This window comes from Streptomyces atriruber, from assembly GCF_001418325.1.
Taxonomy (GTDB): Bacteria; Actinomycetota; Actinomycetes; order Streptomycetales; family Streptomycetaceae; genus Streptomyces; species Streptomyces atriruber.
Window position 1 is genome coordinate 298 of the sequence record NZ_LIPN01000118.1, and the last position, 17093, is coordinate 17390.

Consider the following 17093-nt stretch of genomic DNA (forward strand, 5'->3'; position numbering starts at 1 on the left):
CGAGGAGCACGAGGAGCACGAGGAGCGGGAAGCGCAACGGGACCCGGCAGAGCCCGCCCCGCGCCGTCACGTGCTCGTCATGGCACTGCTCCTCGCCACCGCACTCGCCCTGTACTGGCTGCCCGTCCTCGGCCTCGGCGAGAAGGACCTGGACGACATGGGCGGGCTCGGGCTGATCACCGTGCTGCCCATGCCGACGCTGATCGGCGCCGCCCTGCTGGTCGTCGTGTTCGCCACGCTGCTCTGGATGGACCGGCCGATCAAGAGCCTCCTCCTGCTCACCCTGCTCGCGACCGTGGTGTCCCTGCACGCGCTGCCCGCCGTCATCGAGACCGAGCCGCGGTTCGCCACGGCCTGGCAGCACCTGGGCTTCATGGAGTACATCGACCGGACCGGCACCGCGGTGCCCGATCTGGACGCCCGCTGGAGCTGGCCCGGCTTCTTCGCCGCGGCCGCCTTCGTCGCCGAGGCATGCGGCGTCTCGGACATGACCGAGGTGATCCGCTGGTGGCCGACGGTCATCCAACTGCTCTATCTGGCACCGATGTTCCTGCTCGTGCGCTCCATGCGGGCGGCCTGGCGCGCCAAGTGGGCAGGCCTGTGGATCTTCGTCCTGAGCGGCTGGGTGGGACAGGACTACTTCTCCCCGCAGGGCTTCACGTTCCTCCTCTACATCGCGTTCGTCGCCGTGCTGATGGTGTGGTTCCGGGCCCCTCGCGTGCTGTGGGCCAAGCGGCGTCCCGGCGAGCCGGAGGTCGAGCCGACCGGCCGCAAGGAGCGGGCCGTGCTGCTCCTGGTCCTGATCGGCCTCTTCGCCGCGACGGTCCCCGCCCACCAGCTCACGCCGTTCGTGATGCTCGGCGTGCTGACGGTGCTCGTCCTGGTCGGCCGCTCCGAGCTGCGCGGCCTGCCGATCCTGTTCGGCGTGCTCGTCGTCGTATGGCTCGGCTTCCTCGCCGAACCGTACTGGTCGGGGCACTTCGACGAGCTGTTCGGCGGGGTCGGCGGCGTCGGCGGGAACGTGTCCTCGTCGGTCTCCGGGCGCATCGAGGGCGGCAGTTCGACCCACCAGCTGGTGCTGTACACGCGCGTGGCGATGGCGGGCAGCGTGCTGGCGTTCGCCTGCTGGGGCTGGTGGCGGCGGCGCTTCTACAAGTACGGCGAGCGCTCGCTGCTCGTTCTGACCTTCGTGCCGTTCCTGGGCTTCGGCATGCAGTCGTACGGCGGCGAGATGGCCCTGCGCGTCTTCATGTTCGCGCTGCCGGGCGCCGCCCTGCTCGCCGGTCTCGCGCTGTTCCCGCGGGCGGGCATCACGCCGGACGAGCGGGACCGCGACCGGGTGAGCCTCGCGCCGCTGGCCGCGCTGATGGCCGGTCTGGTCCTGATGGGCGGCTTCCTGGTGGCCCGCTGGGGCAACGAGCCCTTCGAGCGGATCCGCCCGGGCGAGGTCGCGGCGATGGAGTACCTGTACGAGCACGACGACCCGACGGCGCGGCTGCTCTGGATGAGCAACGACACGGTCGAGAACGTCACCCCGTCGATTCCGTGGGGCGCCCGTGACATGGAGAAGCTGGAGTACGTTCCCACGCTCGCGCCCGCCGACCCGGTCCTGGTGTCGGGCCTGGTGAAGTCCCTGAAGGACGCGGGCCCCAACTCGTATCTGATGATCAACCGCAGCCAGACGACCTATCTGCAGATGGACGCCGGCTACTCCGCTTCGTGGGAGCCACGGATCATCCGCCACCTCGACGACCGCAGGGACCTCAAGAAGGTCTTCACCAACGCCGACGCGAGCATCTACACCCTGAGCAGACAGCCGGACGGCAGGGCCGCGAAGCCCGATCCGGGGCCGATCGGGCCGAAGGTGACGTGGACGCCGTGGTCGGTCGTGGGCGGGCTCGCCGCGGTGGCGCTCATCCTGCTGCTGGGAGCGCGCGAGCTGGTGCGGGTCGCCGCGGCACCGAGCGTGCGGCAGCAGCGGTGGCTGCAGGGCAGCTTCTGGTTCTCGCTGCCGCTGCTCGCGGTGCTGCTCGCCTCGCTGATCCAGCGGTTCGTGACGATGGCGTGAGCGCGCCGCTCCTCACCGCTTCAGCCACTTCACCTCGTACCCCGCCATGTCGAACCGCCGGCCGTCGACCTTCGCGCTGATCCGCCGGTCGAGGGTGTTGACCACGAGGACGGCCCGGTCGTCGGCGAGGACCCGGACGCCTGGCCGGTCGTCGGCTGCGACGGACACCTTCGCGTACTTCGTGCCGGGGCCGAACTCCTGGCCGAACCGCCCGATGAGCTTCAGCATCGGCAGCTCGGCTCCGCCGTCCCGCAGTTGCGTGGCGGACCAGAGGCAGCCCGCGCACTTCGTGCCGCGCTTCTGCGGGTTCCAGTAGAAGCCGCTCGTGGCGCCGCCGCGGACCATCGCCATCAGGCCGGACGCCTGGACGGCGACGCGGTGCGCCTCGGACCAGTCGTCCCGGTCGTCCCGGTCGTCGCCCGGCTCCACGTAGTACTCGGCCCACCACAGCGGCAGGTCGCCGGTCCGCTCGCGCACCCACTTGCCGACGTCCGTGAACTTTTCGGTGGCCCGGAACTCGTCGGGGAGCAGTTCGTCGTCCGCGGTGTAGCTGGAGCCGTCGACGACGACGAAGTCGGCGCCCGCCTTGTTCTTGTTCCAGTGGTCGAAGGCGTCGAGGATCCGCTGGTCCATGCGGCCCCAGGGGCCCCTCGGCTCCTTCGCCACGCCCTCGGTCTGGCGCGGGTCGACGCTGTTCATGACCAGGTAGGGGCCGCCGACCATGATGTCCTCGTCGACCTTCTTGAGCGCCTTGTAGACGAGGTTGTAGAGCTCCGTGTACCCCTCGTAGTCCCAGCGGCCCTTCTCGTCGTTCCAGAAGCCCTTGAACTCGTTCCAGACGACGAAGTGGCGGACGTCGGGATAGCGCTTCGCGACGGTCGCGGCGAGCTCGGCGAAGTCCTCGTAGTGCGCACGGTCCGGGGCGGTCTCCAGGGACTGCTTGCTCCAGTCCGTCTTGTCCGCGCCGGGTTCGCCGCCCTTCATCCAGTCGGGCGCGCAGCACAGCGTGACGACGGGGATGCCGTCGCTCTCCCGGACGAAGTCCATCCGGCGGTCCATCGCGGAGAAGTCGTAACGCCCCTTCACCGGCTCGGGATTGCCCGCGCCCCAGCCCATGATGTGCTGGATCTGCGGGAGGGGCCTGCCCTGGTCCGCGAGCTCGGTGCGGACCCGCTCGACGGCCTTGTCCTCGCCCTCGTCCGCGCTGTACTGGGTGTGGGTGAAGCCCCAGCCCACCTGCGGTCTGGCGTCGCCGGGCGGGACGGCGGGGGTGCCGTGCACCTTGTCCCCGTCAGGAGTGGTGCCCGCGGTGCTGCCCGTGTCGCCGGGCAGCGTGTTGACCAACGTGATCACCAGGGCCAGCGCGACCAGACCGACACCGAGCAGGGCGGCGAGACGCCACCGCCGTGCGTCCGCATTCCACTCATGACGTCCCATCAGCGGCAAGAATATCGGGACAAGTCGGCGGTGGGACAGGTTCCGGACGACCGCCCGGTGACGGTTTCCGAAACGAATCCCGTGGCGGTTGCCGGATGGATCTCCGAATCCGGCAGTTGGGACGCACCGCGGAAAGCGGATGCACAACGGCGGCCGCGTGCCGGATCATGTCGTCATGTCTGCGAACCCACAGGACGCCCTGCCGATCCGGCTCAACGTCGACGACAGCGACTCCCCGTCGGATGTCGTGGACGCCCTCTTCCTCGGCCGTTTCGCGACGGGTGAGCAGCCCTTCTCGCACAGTGCGAACATCGACCGCGTCAAATCCGGTTCCACGCTGCTGCCGCCCGGGGCCGTGGTGCTGCGCGCGGCCCGCGACGACGACCGCAGCGCCACGCTCGCCGAGGGCGACGGCTGGACGCTGCTGGTCTCCCGCTGGAACCGCGGCGCGGACGTCACGGTGACGGCGACCACCGCCGAACTCGCCGAGAAGGTCCTGAAACAGGCCACGGACGGCGCGCAGGACGAGCCCGAGCCCCAGCCGGAGAACGTGACCATGGGCTTCTGGTACGTCTCCCCGCGCCGCGGCCCGCACCGCACGACCCGGCAGATCTCGGCCGGTACATGGGAGGAGGTGCGGCCCAACTACACGGCACCGGTCGCCGACGCCATGGACACCCTGATGAAGACGGTTCCCGAGGACATCTCGGGCCGCCTGCTGCTGCTCCACGGCCCGCCGGGCACGGGCAAGACGTCGGCGCTGCGGACGCTCGCGCGCTCGTGGCGGGACTGGTGCCAGGTGGACTGCGTGCTGGATCCCGAGCGGCTGTTCAGCGATGTCGGCTATCTGATGGACATCGCCATCGGCGAGGACGACGGGACGGCGAAGGGCCGCTGGCGGCTGCTGCTCCTGGAGGACTGCGACGAGCTGATCCGCGGCGAGGCCAAGCACACGGCGGGGCAGGCCCTGTCGCGCCTGCTCAACCTCACGGACGGCCTGCTCGGCCAGGGCAGGAACGTCCTGGTGGGGGTCACGACCAACGAGGACCTGGAGCGCCTGCACCCGGCGGTGGTCCGCCCCGGCCGCTGCCTGGCCCGCATCGAGGTGGGCCCGCTGACCCGCCCCGAGGCGGTGGAGTGGCTCGGCACGGAGGAGGGGGTGTCCCGCGAGGGCGCCACCCTCGCGGAACTGTTCGCCCTGCGCCGGGGCACGTCCCCGACGTCGGTGCCGGACCAGCGGGAAGGGGCGGACTCGGGGCTGTATCTGTAGGGCCCCGGAGATCCGGCGGACAGGCCCTAGCCGGAGTTCCCGTAGGCCGCGCGCAGGGCGTCCCGCACCGCGGCGAGCGCGGCCTCCTCCGAGAGGCCGATCCGGCGGACCCGCTCGGCGTACGCCTGTGCCTCGGCCGACGCGGCCTTCGCCGACGCGTCCCCCGCCGCCGCGACGAACGTCCCGTTCCGCCCCCGGGTCTCGATGACCCCGTCGGCCTCCAGCGCCCGGTAGGCCTTGGCCACCGTGTTGGGGGCGAGCCCGAGTGATTCGGCGAGCCCCCGCACGGTGGGCAGCTTGTAACCGGCCGGCAGCGCCCCGGACCGCGCCTGCTCGGCGATCCGGGCCCGCACCTGCTCGTACGGCGCGTCGGCCGCGCCCCCGTCGATGTCGATCTTCAATGTCACGGGGTGATTGTCCCGCACCCCCCGCCGCTCGCAACGCCGCCGTGGCCGCGGAACCGCCCTGACCGCGGAAAATGAGGCGCGGCCCGGCGCGCCCCACGCGTACCGTGCGGCTCCATGACAGTGATCGTCCGAGCCCTCGAACACGACGGGCCGACAGCAGCCGCGGACGACGCGGGTTTCGCCGCCGTACGCCGGGCCTGCGTACCCGCCATGCTCGCCACCTCCGCCTCGGTCGCCTTCGACCGCGCCCACGCCCATGCGGACTCCGGCTACCGGCAGTTGATCGCGGAGACCGACGGTGAGGTCATCGGCACGGCGCAGGTGGGCATCGCCTACGACAGCCCGGAGCCGGGCCAGGGCTTCGCCAACGTCTACGTACATCCCGAGCGGCTCGGCAGGGGCGCGGGGACGCTGCTCCTGCGCACCGCGGAGGAGTACCTCGCGGACGCGGGCGCGCGGGACGTCTACTCGTGGGTCCTCGACGAGCCCGCGAACCTCGCCTTCGCCGCCCGCCACGGCTACCGGGCGCGGCGCAGCGCGCACTTCCTCCGCCTGGACCTGGCGCACGGCACGCTGCCGCCCCGCCGCGAGCCGCCGGCCGGGGTCGAACTGGTCGCCGGATCGGTGTTCGCGGACGACGCGCGTCCGCTGTTCGCGCTCGACGCGGAGACGGTGGCGGACGAACCGAGCGACGTGGGAGCCGAGTTCTCGGACTACGAGCACTGGTTCGCCGAGACCTGGCGCCATCCGCTGGTCAGCCAGGAGCTCACCACGGTGGTGCTCGTGGACGGCAGCCCGGCAGCGTTCAGCCTGGCCCGCGCGGACGGTGCGGGGCGCTATTCGTCCAACATGACCGGCACCGCACGCGCCCACCGCGGCCGCGGCCTGGCCAAGCTCGCCAAGAACGACTCCCTGCACCGGGCCCGCGCGGCGGGCTGCACGGAGGCGTTCACCGGCAACGACGCCGGGAACGGGCCGATGCTGGCGATCAACGAATGGTTCGGTTACGAGATCTGCGGAACGGAGGTCCGCCATGTCCGCACCCTCGGCTGACGCGACGGAGTCGCTGGACGTCGCCCTGGTGAAGGCGGGCCGGACCAAGATCCGTTATCCCGCGCGGCTGCTGCACGACGACGGGAACCACCTCGCCGTCCGGGCGCCCTGGGCGGCTCCCGGGGTACGGGACTTCGGCTTCGTGCGCTTCGAGCCGGGCGACGTCTTCGTCGAGCACTACTGGCGCGACCGCTGGTACGCGATCAAAGAGGTGTACGCCGGGGACGGGACCCTCAAGGGCTGGTACTGCGACGTGACCCGCCCGGCCGTCCGCGCCGGTGCCGTCCTCACGGTGGAGGACCTGGACCTGGACCTGTGGGTCTCGGCCGACCGCGGCACCGTATTGCGCCTGGACGAGGACGAGTTCGCGGAGAGCGGGCTCGCGGCCGCGGACCCGGCGGCGGCCGCCGCGGCGGTCCGCGCCCTGGACGAGCTGGAGGCGCTGGCCCGGGGCGCGGGCTTCGATCTGAACTGCTCGGCGACCGGCTGAACTACTCGGCGACCAGCTCCACTTCGTAGCCCCACGCGTCCTCCAGATAGGCGGCGTACCGGCCCTCGCCGCCTGCGTGGGGGTGCCGGTCCGCGAAGAGCAGGGCCCAGCCGTGGTCGGGCGCGGCGGCCACGAGGCGGTCGAGCACGGTCCGGCCCGCCACGTGGAACGCCAGGTGGTTGAGGCCGGGGCGGTGCCGGTCGTGGCCGCCGGGCCGCAGGTCGGGCGACTGTTCGAGGACCACATACGCCTCGTCGCGCCGCCAGCTGCGGCCGTGGCCCCAGCGCTGGAACGGCACGTGACCCAGCTCGCCGAGGAGCCAGCCCCACGAGACCTCGGCGGCCTCCAGGTCGGGCACCCACAGCTCCACGTGGTGGACCCCGCCCGGCCGCACCGGGGCGAGGGATTCCGGCGCCGTGGTGCGCTCGCCCTCATAGGCCACGGCTTCCTCGTCGGACTGCCAGTGCACGATGAAGCGTTCGCCAGCGCGCCAGGCGGCCAGGCCCGCCCTGCAGTACGCCACCATGTCGTGCGGCAGGGCGGACAGGGGGTACCAGACGAGCTCGGCGCACTTGTCCGGCTCGGCGTTGACCGGCTCGCCGCCCGCGCCGTGCTCCGCCGAGAAGAACCAGCCGATGCGCGGCGCCTCCCCGGGACCGCGGTGCTGGACGACCGCCTCCATGCGCAGGTCGGCGGGGGCGAGGTCGAGCCCCAGCTCCTCGCGCGCCTCCCGGATCACGGCCGCGCGGACGTCCTCGCCGTCCTCCACGTGGCCGGAGGGGAGGTGCAGGAGGCCGTCCCCGTACCCCGTACCGGCGCGGCGGGCGAGCAGCACCTCGTCGCCGCGGCGCAGGATCAGGTGGACGTCGACGACCTCGGTGTGCCGGGCCGGGGCGTCCGGCACCACGCCCACCAGCGCATACCGCTCGTCCTCGGCCGGGGCGCCGCACAGCCGCGCGTCCCCCGAAAGGCGCTCGGAGTGGAGGCGGGCGACCAGCGGTGTCAGGGCCGCCACCAGGCGGGACATGGGCAGGGCCACGGGGCTCGCCGTCCCCCGCGCACCCGCGACGAGAACCAGCCTGCCGCCGGGCCGCAGCAGGCCGCGCCAGTGCCGCAGGGCCGCCTCGGGGTCCGCCGTCGTCCCGAGGGCGTCGTGGGCCAGCACGACGTCGAACCGCCGCCCCCGGCCCGGCGGGCGGTCCGCGTCGCCGACCGGCATCTCGGTGACGCGGTGGCCCTGATCGGCGGCGAGCAGGGCGAGGCCGCCGGTGCCGAGGGCGAGGACGTCACCGGGGGTGGCCGGAAGCCAGTCCCGCAGCCGGTCGGCCCAGTCGATCGCCTCGTTGCTCGTCATGCCCCGATGGTCGCAGCTGCCACTGACATTCGGCCCTCGATCAGAAAGCGGGCGCCAAGAGGTCTACGACAGGCCTTGAATGGACATCGGTAAGGCAGGAAGCAGAAGGCAGGGAGGCCGCCATGCGCCGAGTGACCACACACAAACCCGCCGCCAAGTCCGTGAGCCGTCGGGTGCGGGAGCGTCAGGAGGCGGAGGTCCGGCCGCAGGAGAGGCCCGAGGTCCGCAAGGACATCCAGCGGACGTGGTGGCCGGACGGCTGAGGAGCCGCGGATGAGACGCCGTCAGCGCTCCTGGAGCCGCTTGCGGTAGTGGATCCGGTCGTACGGTCCGTCCACGCGCCGCTCGACGACCTCGTACCCGTACCGCGGGTAGATCTTCTGGTTCTCCCACATCAGGGCGTTGGTGTAGAGCCGGATCTCGGGGAGGCCGAGCTCACGCGCGTGGTCGTCCGCGAAGGAGAGCAGACGACGGCCCACCCCCTGCCCCGCGGCATCGGGGTGGACCGCGATCGACTCCAGGAGGAGCCTGCCCTCGTAGGGGCGCGGTACGAGCACCAGGAGACCCACCACTGGGTCCCCGGTGACGTACACGAATCCCGCCGCCACATCGGCCGCGTGATCGGCCTCCATCGGGCTGGGGACGCGCCCGATGCGTTCGATGTAGCGGTGGTACGCCGCGTCCGTGACCGCCCGCACGGCGGGCACGTCGGCGGCAGTGGCGGGGCGGATGCCCGTGGAACCCTCGATGGTGGTCATGCCTCTACGTCTACGGCACGGCGGCGCGCCCGCACCACCGCCTTCTTCAACAAGGGCCAGGCCACGATCAGGACGATGAGGCCATAGACCGTCGCGGAGAACGGCGTGATCAGGCCGCTGACGTCGCCGTCGCTGATCTGCAGGGCGCGGCGCAGCTGTTGCTCGGCGTTCGGGCCGAGGATGACGCCGATGACCGCGGGCAGGATCGGCAGCCCGTAGCGCCGCATGCCGAAGCCGATCAGGCCGATGACGAGGAGGATGACCAGGTCGAGCGGTTCGCCGCCGACCGCGTAGGCGCCGACGGCCGCGAAGAAGAGGATGCCCGCGTAGAGGTAGGGGCGCGGAATGCGCAGGAGCTTCGCCCAGACCGGGGCGAGGGGCAGGTTCAGTGCCAGCAGGAGCACCATGCCGACGAAGAGCGAGGCGATGAGGCCCCACACGAGGTCCGGTTCGCGTTCGAAGAGGAGCGGTCCCGGCTGGATGCCGTACTGCTGGAAGGCGGCGAGCATCACGGCGGCGACGGCGGTCGTGGGCAGGCCGAGCGTGAGCATGGAGACCAGCGTGCCCGCCGCCGAGGCGGAGGCCGCCGACTCCGGGCCCGCGACGCCCTCGATGGCGCCCTTGCCCCACTCGTCCTTGTGCTTGGACAGGCGCTTCTCGGTCACGTAGGAGAGGAAGGTGGGGATCTCCGCGCCGCCCGCGGGGATGGCGCCGAACGGGAAGCCGATGAGGGGGCCGCGCAGCCAGGACTTCCAGGTGCGCCGCACGTCCTTCCGCTCCAGCCAGGGGCGGCCCACGGGGATCGCCTGTCCGCTGCTGCGACGCAGGTGGGCGGCGACCCACAGGGCCTCGCCGATGGCGAAGAGGCCCACCGCGACGATGACCACGTCGATGCCGTCGGCGAGTTGGAGCGAGCCGAAGGTGAGGCGCTGCTGGCCCGTCATCTGGTCCAGGCCGACCAGGCCGATGGTCAGGCCGATCAGGAGCGAGGCGAGGCCGCGGATGCGGGACGAGCCGAGCACGGAGGTGACCGCGATGAAGGCGAGCACCATGATGGCGAAGTAGTCGGGCGCGCCGATGTCGACGGCGAGGTCGGCGACGGTCGGTGCGAGCGCCACCAGGAGCAGCGTGCCGATCATGCCGCCCGCGAAGTGGCCGATGGCGGCGGCCGCGAGGGCCTGGGCGCCCCGCCCGGCCCTGGCCATCGGGTGGCCTTCCATCGCCGCGACGACGGCGGCGCTCTCGCCGGGCGTGTTGAGCAGGATCGAGGTCGTCGAGCCGCCGAACATCGCGCCGTAGTAGATGCCCGCGAACATGATGAACGCGCCGGTCGGTTCGAGTCCGTACGTGACCGGGAGCAGCAGGGCGACCGCCATCGCGGGGCCGATGCCGGGCAGCACGCCGATCGCGGTGCCGAGCAGGACGCCGACGGCCGCCCAGAGGAGGTTGACCGGGGTGAGGGCGGTGCCGAAGCCGTCCATGAGGGAGGTGAAGGCGTTCATGTCACAGCACTCCCATCAGGGGGCCGCCCGGCAGGGGCACGCCGAGCAGGTTGTTGAAGACTTCGTACGTGACGACGGAGAGCCCGGCGGCGATGAGCGGGTCGCGGTCGGGACGGCGGCTGCCGAGGGCGTGGGCGGAGCCCCAGAAGAGCAGGGCTCCGGCGACCGGGAAGCCGACCGGTTCGATGAGGACGGCGGTGGCGAGGAAGACGCCCGCCAGGAGCAGGACGGTGCGCCAGTCGGCGGGTTCGGCCAGGTCGATGTCCTCGCCGCCCTCGGCCTCGCCGCGGCCGCCGCGCAGCACGTCCACGGCGAGCAGCAGGGCGACGACGAGCAGCCCGGCGCCGACGGCGATCGGCACGGTCTTCGGGCCGATGGGGCCGCGCTGGGCGATCTCGACGTCCATGGTGAGCGCGTCGGTGAGGACGAGGGCGCCGAGGGCGAGGAGCAGGACGCAGACGCCGAGTTCGGAGTGTTCGCGCAGCCAGGAGCGGCTGGGCGGCGGCTCGTGGGGGACGTCGGTGGTGGTCACAGTCCGAGCTCCTTCAGTACCGACACGACGCGCTTGTCCTGGGCGTCCAGGAAGTCGCCGAACTTCTTTCCGGTCAGGAAGGCGTCGTCCCAGCCGTTGGTCTGCAGGGACTTGCGCCACTCGGGCGAGTCGTGGAGCTTCTCGATCAGCCCGGTGAGCTTCTTGCGCTCGGCGTCGCTGAGGCCGGGCGGGGCGACGATGCCGCGCCAGTTGGTGAAGTTCACGTCGTAGCCGGACTCCTTGAGGGTGGGCCCGTCCAGGCCCTTCACCCGCTCGGGCCCGGTGACGGCGAGCAGCCGCAGCTCCCCCGACTTGATCTGGTCGAGGTACTCGCCGACGCCGGAGACGCCGAAGGCGACCTTGCTGCCGAGGATGGAGGCGAGCAGTTCGCCGCCGCCGTCGAAGGGGACGTAGTTGACCTTCTTCGGGTCGATGCCGGCGGCGCGTGCCATCAGCATCGGGGCGAGGTGGTCGGGCCCGCCGGGGGACGAACCGCCGCCGACGGGCACCTTGCCGGGGTTCTTCCGCCAGGCGTCGACGAGCTGTCCGATGGTCTTGTACGGGGAGTTCTTGGCGACCACGACGACGTCCTGCTCCTCGGTGAGCCGGGCGATGGGTGTCGTGTCGGCGAGTGTCTTGGGCGAGTCGTTGGAGCGGGCGGCGCCGACGACGCCGAGGCCCATGGACATGGCGAGCTTGCCGTTGCCGTGCTCGCCGACGAGCCGGGTCAGGCCGACGGTGCCGCCCGCGCCGGGCAGGTTGAACACCTCGATGTTGTGGGTGAGTTCGGCGTCCTCGGCGTTCTTCGCCGCGGTGCGTGCGGTGATGTCGTAGCCGCCGCCGGGCGTGTTGGGGACCATGAAGCGCAGGCCGGGGATCTGTGTGCCGGTGTCGGCGCCGCTGCCCGTGGTGAGCAGCGGCGGCGCCACGAGCACGAGGAGTGCGGCCCCGAACAGGGCGAGGGGGGTGCGCAGGCGCACGTGTGCCACCACCTGTCGGTTACGTCGGAGTGGGCATGGGTGTGAGGTGGCCCACATGTTGCCCGGGCGTTAACAACCTGTCTCTCTTCCGGAACCAACGGACGTTGTGGTCGTTGTGGTCGCGCCCATAGCCTGCGGCGATGACAAGGGTGCTGGTCGTGGACGACGACTTCATGGTCGCCAAGCTGCACAGTCGGTACGTCGCGGCGGTGGAGGGTTTCACCGTCGTCGGGGCCGCCCACAGCGGCGCCGAGGCGATCGACGCGGCCCGGCGGCTGCGCCCCGACCTCGTACTCCTCGACGTGTATCTGCCCGACATGGACGGCATCGCGGTGCTGCGCGAGCTGCGGGCGGCCGAGGAGCGCGATCCGGCGCGGCGGCCGGTGGACGCCCTGTTCATCACGGCGGCGCGGGACGCGGAGGTGGTGCGGGCCGCGCTGCGGGCGGGCGCCCTGCACTACCTCATCAAGCCGTTCAACCGGACGGCGCTGCACGAGCAGTTGCGGCACGTGGCGGCGTTGCGGGCCCGCCTCGACGGCCTCGGTGAAGCGCGCCAGGAGGACGTGGACCAGCTCTTCGGCACCCGCCCGCCGGGCTCCCGCGAACTGCCGAAGGGCCTGGCCGCCCACACGGCGGACCTGGTGGAACAGACCCTGCGCGCCCACCCGGACGGCCTCTCGGCATCGGAGTGCGCACGGGCAGGCTCCCTGTCGCGCGTGAGCGCCCGCCGCTACCTGGAGTTCTTCGTGGACACCCGCCGCGCCGAGGTGACGCTCCGCTACGGGGGGACGGGGCGGCCGGAGCGGCGGTACCGGTGGGTGGGGTGATCCGTCCCCGGCGACGGACCGGGCCGCGCCCGCCTGGCTCTCTCCCTGGTTGAGCCTGGCGATACCTGGCGAATGGTGGCGCTGGGTCGAGCGGGCACCTGGCGCGCCGGTAGGTTCGAGAGGACCGGCGATGTCTCTCCCGGAACGCCCGCCCGGTCCGGGCGGGGCCCAACTCGGTTGGGCAGGCAGAGAGACAGGAGCCGGACACGATGGACGGATCGAAGCGGAAGGACAGGTGCCGCAGGCGCCCCCAGCGGTACGAGTGGGTGCAATTAGCGGCGCTGTCCCTCACGGCTGTCACCGCCATCGCGGGGTGCGTCGAGCGCTTCATGTGATGCATGAGGCGTGAGCCGGACGGATGAGCGAGCCCGGCCGACGGATGCTCGGCCGGACTCACCCGCCCCGCGCACGGGCCTGGCTCTGGGCTGCATTCCCGGAGCCGGGCCTTTGCGCGTGCGCGAGGGGCCTTCGGCGCCCTGCTGCGGGCCTCCGCGGGCGCTCCTGGACGAGATAACCCCAAGTCACGGCACTCATCAAGCCGTTACGACGGCCCTGTTCGGCAATTTGCGGCTTTTGCCGGTGGCGAATGATCTTGCTACCCCTGGCGTCTGCCTGGCGCGAAACGAGGAACTCCCAGGTGGCGAACTTCCGGGGGTAGCGAACCCTGGCGTATTGGCACCTCGGTCCGGCCGATCGCAGGACATGAGGGGGATGCGTGTGGTAGCGGGTGACACGGACACCCTTGGGCGCACTCGGATTCCCCCGGGAGCTCGGATTCCCCCCGGGAGCACGCGGATCCGCCCGTAGTGCGCGCAGCGGTCGAACAGGGACGTCCGAGGCCCCAGCCTGAGCCCCCGGTTAGGCCTTCCTTAAAGCGACCATAAGGATCTCCATCCCCCGCCCTCAGCAGGGGATTTCACGGATCTCAGGGGCTAGTTTTCTGGTCGCCGGGGCGGTGACGAACCGTCGGTGCCGCTGGTGATCGGGGGGCCGTGCCGCCCGTTCGCCATCGCCCCGTGTCCCCCTGAACCGCCGTTTGAGGAGAACCCCCATGTCTGCACGCCGCAAGGTCGCAAGCCTCGCCGCCGCCGGTGTCGCGCCGCTCGCCCTGACCGCCCTGTCGGTCACCCCTGCCGCCGCGCACGGCTCGATGACGGACCCGGTCAGCCGGGTCTCCGCCTGCTTCCAGGAGGGCCCGGAGTCGCCCAGGTCCGCCGCCTGCAAGGCAGCCGTCGCGGCCAGTGGCGCACAGGCGTTCTACGACTGGAACGGCGTGAACATCGCCAACGCCGCGGGGAAGTCGAAGGAGATCATCCCCGACGGCAAGCTGTGCAGCGCCGGCAACGACAAGTACAAGGGCCTGGACCTGCCGCGCGCCGACTGGCCGTCCAGCAAGCTGTCCGCGGGCAACCACACGTTCCGCTACAAGGGCACCGCCCCGCACAAGGGCTCCTTCGAGCTGTTCGTCACCAAGGAGTCGTACGACCCGTCGAAGCCCCTGAAGTGGTCGGACCTGGAGGAGAAGCCCTTCGTCAAGGTCACCGACCCGAAGATGGAGAACGGCGACTACGTCTTCGACGGGAAGATCCCCGCCAGGGAGGGCCGCCACCTGATCTACTCGATCTGGCAGCGCTCGGACTCCCCCGAGGCCTTCTACACCTGCTCCGACGTCGTCTTCGGCAAGGACAGCGGGGGTTCGGGCTCCGCCGCCCCCGCCCCGGCCGCCTCCGCCCCCTCCGACCAGGACATCGCGGCGGGTGCCGACAAGTCCTCCGTCGAGCACCACGGCCATGGGGACGCCGACGCCAAGACGGGCGCCGAGGCCACCGGGGCCGCTCCGGCCGCGGACGAGGCGACCGGCGACAACCGGCCCGAGGTGAACGGCGGCGCCGAGAAGCCGGTGACCACCGCGAACGACAACCTCGCCGAGACCGGCGGCAACAGCAACACGCCGTACATCGCGATCGGCGGCGCCGCCGCTCTCGCCGTCGGCGCCGCGGCGATGTTCGCCACGACCCGCCGCCGGGCCGCCGGACGCCACGGCCGCTGAACCGCCTGACGGGCCGCCGCCCTCCCCCGGTCGGGGAGGGCGGCGGCCCTTCGCGTGCTCGCGTCAGGACAGGCGGGCGTCAGGACAGGCGGGCATCAGGACAGGCAGGTGGTCGGCGTCGCGTGCTCCGGATCCAGCGCGTTCGCCACCTCGTGGTGGGCGACGCGGTCCAGGATGCCGATCGCGACATGCTCCGACAGGTCGACGGGGCAGAGGTCCTGGAGGGTCACGTTGTGGACGTTCGGACCGTTCAGGAACTGGGTGCGGTACGGGGTCACCACCTCGTCGTACTTGGTGGCGATGACGGTGTAGCGCACTCCGGGCACCGTGTCGCCGCCCTCGTTGAGCTTGGTGAGGAAGGGCGATCCGGCGATCTGGTCGGCGAGGCCCGGGGTCTTCGTGGTCAGCAGGTCCTCGATGCCGGGGAAGTACGGCAGCAGCTTGGTGAGACCGAGCAGGGTCGTGCCGTGGTTGTCGGGGGCGAGGCCGATCAGGGCGTTCACCTTGGCGGCGCCGCCGAGGAACTTGAGGTACTGACGCGGCATCATGCCGCCCTGCGAGTGCCCGACGAGGTCGGCCTTCTTCGCCCCCGTCGAGGCGAGCACCTTGTCGACGAAGGCATCGAGCTGCTCGGCCGACTTGTCGATGGGGCCGAGCCCGTTGAAGAACGGGACGCCCGGCAGCTGGCCGTAGTCCAGGGAGTAGACGCAGTAGCCCCGCTTGACCAGGTAGGGCGCGAGGACGAGCCAGTTGTCGACCGAGTTGCCGAACGTGCCGTGCACGAGGACGACCGGGCGGGGGTGTGCGGCGGACGGCTTGCAGGAGTAGTCGTTCCAGCCCCGCGATGTCGTCGTCGACGACGTCGCGGAGGCCCGCGCCGTGTCGGCCGCGGCCGTGGCGGCGGGGGTGAGGGTGACCGCGCCCGTGACGAGCAGGGCGGCGGCGAGCGCGCGCAGCGCTCGTCTCCAGGGCAGCATCGTGTGATCTCCTTGCGGCTCAAGGGAGTTGCGATGGCGGAGTGCGACGCCGTGATCCGGATCACCAGGATGTTGCGTGCACGACAAGCTACGCGCGAGTAGTGGAAGAGTGAAGTTACGCGTCGGTAAAAGTTCCAGCGATCACTGGCGCGGTCGCTCCACGCCTGGTCACGCTATGCCGCATCGCACTCCACCGGGTCACGCCACGCCGCGTCACGCCACGCCTGGTCACGCCCCCTGCCGCATCACGCCGCCAGCGTCCCCGGCACGATCGCGCCCGGACCGAACTTCTCCCGCGCCCGGTCGGCCACCTCCTCGATCCGGCGGGCCTTCTCGTCCGCCGGATCGAACGACAACTGGTGCGCGGCGCGTTCGGCGGGGCCGATCCCCTCGGCGCGCAGGGAGACGGCACGCACCCGGGCCCGCTGCAGGCCGAGTGCCTCGTACATCCGGTACGCGGCCGTGGTCAGCGCCGTGGAGTGGGCGGTCGGCTCCGCCAGGGTCCGGGACCGGGTGATCGTCGAGTATCCCGTGCGGTCCGCGTACCGCACGGTGAGGACCAGCGTGCGGCACACCTGATCCTCGCCGCGCATCCTCGCGCCCAGTTCCTCGGCACCGGAGAGCAGCGCGCGGCGATGCCGGAAGGGGTCTAGCTCGTCGCGGGGGAAGGGGCGCTCGGCGGAGAGCGAGCGGGCGGCAGCGTTCGGCACGACCCGGGTGCGGTCGATGCCCCGCGCCTTCTCGCTCAGCTCGCGGCCCGCGCGGGCGCCGACGAGCCGCTGCAGGGTGGACAGGGGCGCGGCGCCGACCTTCCCGAGGGAGTCGAGTCCGTACTCGCAGAGGGTGCGGGCGGTGGCGCGGCCGATGCCGGGCAGCTCACCGACCGGCCGGGCGGCGAGGAACTCCCGTACGCCGTCTTCCCCTTCGGGCACCGAGCGCGTCACGCCGGGTGCGGCGCCGCGCGCGGCCATCCGCGCCAGCATCGGCCCGGGACCCGCGCCGACCGCGCACTCCACCCCGTACAGCGCGAGCGCCCGCACCCGGATCAGCGCGGCGAGTTCGACGGCGCTCCGCCCGAAGTACCGCCGCGCGCCCCGCACGTCGACGAGCGCGGCGTCGGGCGGAAGCGCCTCGACCTGTGGAGTGAACTCACCCAGCAGGGCGAGGAGCTGGGGCAGGGCGGCCTCGTACATCGGCGGCAGCAGGAAGCGGACGTAGAGGGTGGTGATTGCGTCGTTCATCCCGCGCTCCCCGGACTCCGGTGCCACAACTTCCTTGTCGCCGCCGCCCCTTCACCCGCCGGACGCAGGTCCGCCCAGGGGTGCATCTCGTAGCCATTGGCCATGCGGATGCGACGACCACCGTCCAAGCCCTCCCCCTTCTCCTCC

General features: G+C 71.8%; 15 protein-coding genes and 1 pseudogene. 7 read left to right on the forward strand and 9 right to left on the reverse strand.

The window, feature by feature from the left end:
• Positions 1–2068, forward strand: a pseudogene (locus AOK03_RS14060) (lipopolysaccharide biosynthesis protein); the annotation flags it as partial.
• A gap of 12 nt (positions 2069–2080) precedes the next feature.
• Here AOK03_RS14060 and AOK03_RS14065 read toward each other — a convergent pair.
• Positions 2081–3505, reverse strand: coding sequence for a GH39 family glycosyl hydrolase (locus tag AOK03_RS14065; RefSeq protein ID WP_055565593.1), 1425 nt, complete (start codon positions 3503–3505; stop codon positions 2081–2083).
• 175 nt (positions 3506–3680) lie between these two features.
• On the opposite strand from AOK03_RS14065, the gene AOK03_RS14070 reads away from it, so the two are divergent.
• Positions 3681–4775, forward strand: coding sequence for a DUF5925 domain-containing protein (locus AOK03_RS14070; RefSeq protein WP_055565594.1), 1095 nt, complete (start codon positions 3681–3683; stop codon positions 4773–4775).
• Positions 4776–4801: 26 nt separating this feature from the next.
• On the opposite strand, the gene AOK03_RS14075 is transcribed toward AOK03_RS14070, so the two are convergent.
• Positions 4802–5182: a GntR family transcriptional regulator gene (locus tag AOK03_RS14075; protein ID WP_055565582.1), complete on the reverse strand. Its 381-nt coding sequence runs from the start codon at positions 5180–5182 to the stop codon at positions 4802–4804.
• Positions 5183–5296: 114 nt separating this feature from the next.
• Between AOK03_RS14075 and AOK03_RS14080 the strand changes: the two genes are divergently transcribed.
• Both AOK03_RS14080 and AOK03_RS14085 read left to right on the forward strand, forming a co-directional pair.
• A complete protein-coding gene (locus AOK03_RS14080) occupies positions 5297–6235 on the forward strand; it encodes a GNAT family N-acetyltransferase (protein ID WP_055565583.1) in 939 nt (312 codons plus the stop codon).
• On the forward strand, positions 6216–6725 hold the full coding sequence (locus tag AOK03_RS14085) for a ribonuclease FAU-1 family protein (RefSeq protein ID WP_055565584.1): 510 nt from the start codon (positions 6216–6218) through the stop codon (positions 6723–6725). The genes AOK03_RS14080 and AOK03_RS14085 overlap by 20 nt, the downstream gene beginning before the upstream one ends.
• A gap of 1 nt (position 6726) precedes the next feature.
• Here the strand turns inward: AOK03_RS14085 and AOK03_RS14090 are convergent, their stop codons facing one another.
• Entirely contained in the window at positions 6727–8079 is a 1353-nt protein-coding gene (locus tag AOK03_RS14090; RefSeq protein ID WP_055565585.1) for a trifunctional class I SAM-dependent methyltransferase/NUDIX hydrolase/VOC family protein, read from the reverse strand.
• Between the two features lie 122 nt (positions 8080–8201).
• Between AOK03_RS14090 and AOK03_RS43105 the strand changes: the two genes are divergently transcribed.
• Positions 8202–8342: a hypothetical protein gene (locus AOK03_RS43105; RefSeq protein WP_167355605.1), complete on the forward strand. Its 141-nt coding sequence runs from the start codon at positions 8202–8204 to the stop codon at positions 8340–8342.
• Positions 8343–8363: 21 nt separating this feature from the next.
• Here the strand turns inward: AOK03_RS43105 and AOK03_RS14095 are convergent, their stop codons facing one another.
• From AOK03_RS14095 to AOK03_RS14110, 4 genes are read right to left on the reverse strand one after another with little or no spacing between them, the layout of a single operon-like run.
• Positions 8364–8837, reverse strand: coding sequence for a GNAT family N-acetyltransferase (locus AOK03_RS14095; RefSeq protein WP_055565586.1), 474 nt, complete (start codon positions 8835–8837; stop codon positions 8364–8366).
• Entirely contained in the window at positions 8834–10339 is a 1506-nt protein-coding gene (locus AOK03_RS14100; protein WP_055565587.1) for a tripartite tricarboxylate transporter permease, read from the reverse strand. Before AOK03_RS14100 ends, AOK03_RS14095 begins: the two co-directional genes overlap by 4 nt.
• 1 nt (position 10340) lies before the next feature.
• Complete coding sequence (locus AOK03_RS14105; RefSeq protein WP_055565588.1) at positions 10341–10871, reverse strand: tripartite tricarboxylate transporter TctB family protein; 531 nt, start codon at positions 10869–10871, stop codon at positions 10341–10343.
• Entirely contained in the window at positions 10868–11851 is a 984-nt protein-coding gene (locus AOK03_RS14110; protein ID WP_055565589.1) for a Bug family tripartite tricarboxylate transporter substrate binding protein, read from the reverse strand. The genes AOK03_RS14105 and AOK03_RS14110 overlap by 4 nt, the downstream gene beginning before the upstream one ends.
• A gap of 140 nt (positions 11852–11991) precedes the next feature.
• Between AOK03_RS14110 and AOK03_RS14115 the strand changes: the two genes are divergently transcribed.
• Positions 11992–12678 carry a response regulator gene (locus tag AOK03_RS14115; RefSeq protein ID WP_055565590.1) on the forward strand — a complete coding sequence of 229 codons (687 nt, stop codon included), beginning with the start codon at positions 11992–11994 and terminating at the stop codon, positions 12676–12678.
• A 1051-nt stretch (positions 12679–13729) separates the two neighbouring features.
• Complete coding sequence (locus tag AOK03_RS14120) at positions 13730–14728, forward strand: lytic polysaccharide monooxygenase auxiliary activity family 9 protein (RefSeq protein WP_055565591.1); 999 nt, start codon at positions 13730–13732, stop codon at positions 14726–14728.
• Between the two features lie 95 nt (positions 14729–14823).
• Here the strand turns inward: AOK03_RS14120 and AOK03_RS14125 are convergent, their stop codons facing one another.
• Positions 14824–15705, reverse strand: coding sequence for an esterase/lipase family protein (locus tag AOK03_RS14125; RefSeq protein ID WP_055565592.1), 882 nt, complete (start codon positions 15703–15705; stop codon positions 14824–14826).
• Between the two features lie 245 nt (positions 15706–15950).
• Complete coding sequence (locus AOK03_RS14130) at positions 15951–16934, reverse strand: DNA polymerase Y family protein (RefSeq protein ID WP_055565595.1); 984 nt, start codon at positions 16932–16934, stop codon at positions 15951–15953.
• Positions 16935–17093 lie beyond the last annotated feature (159 nt).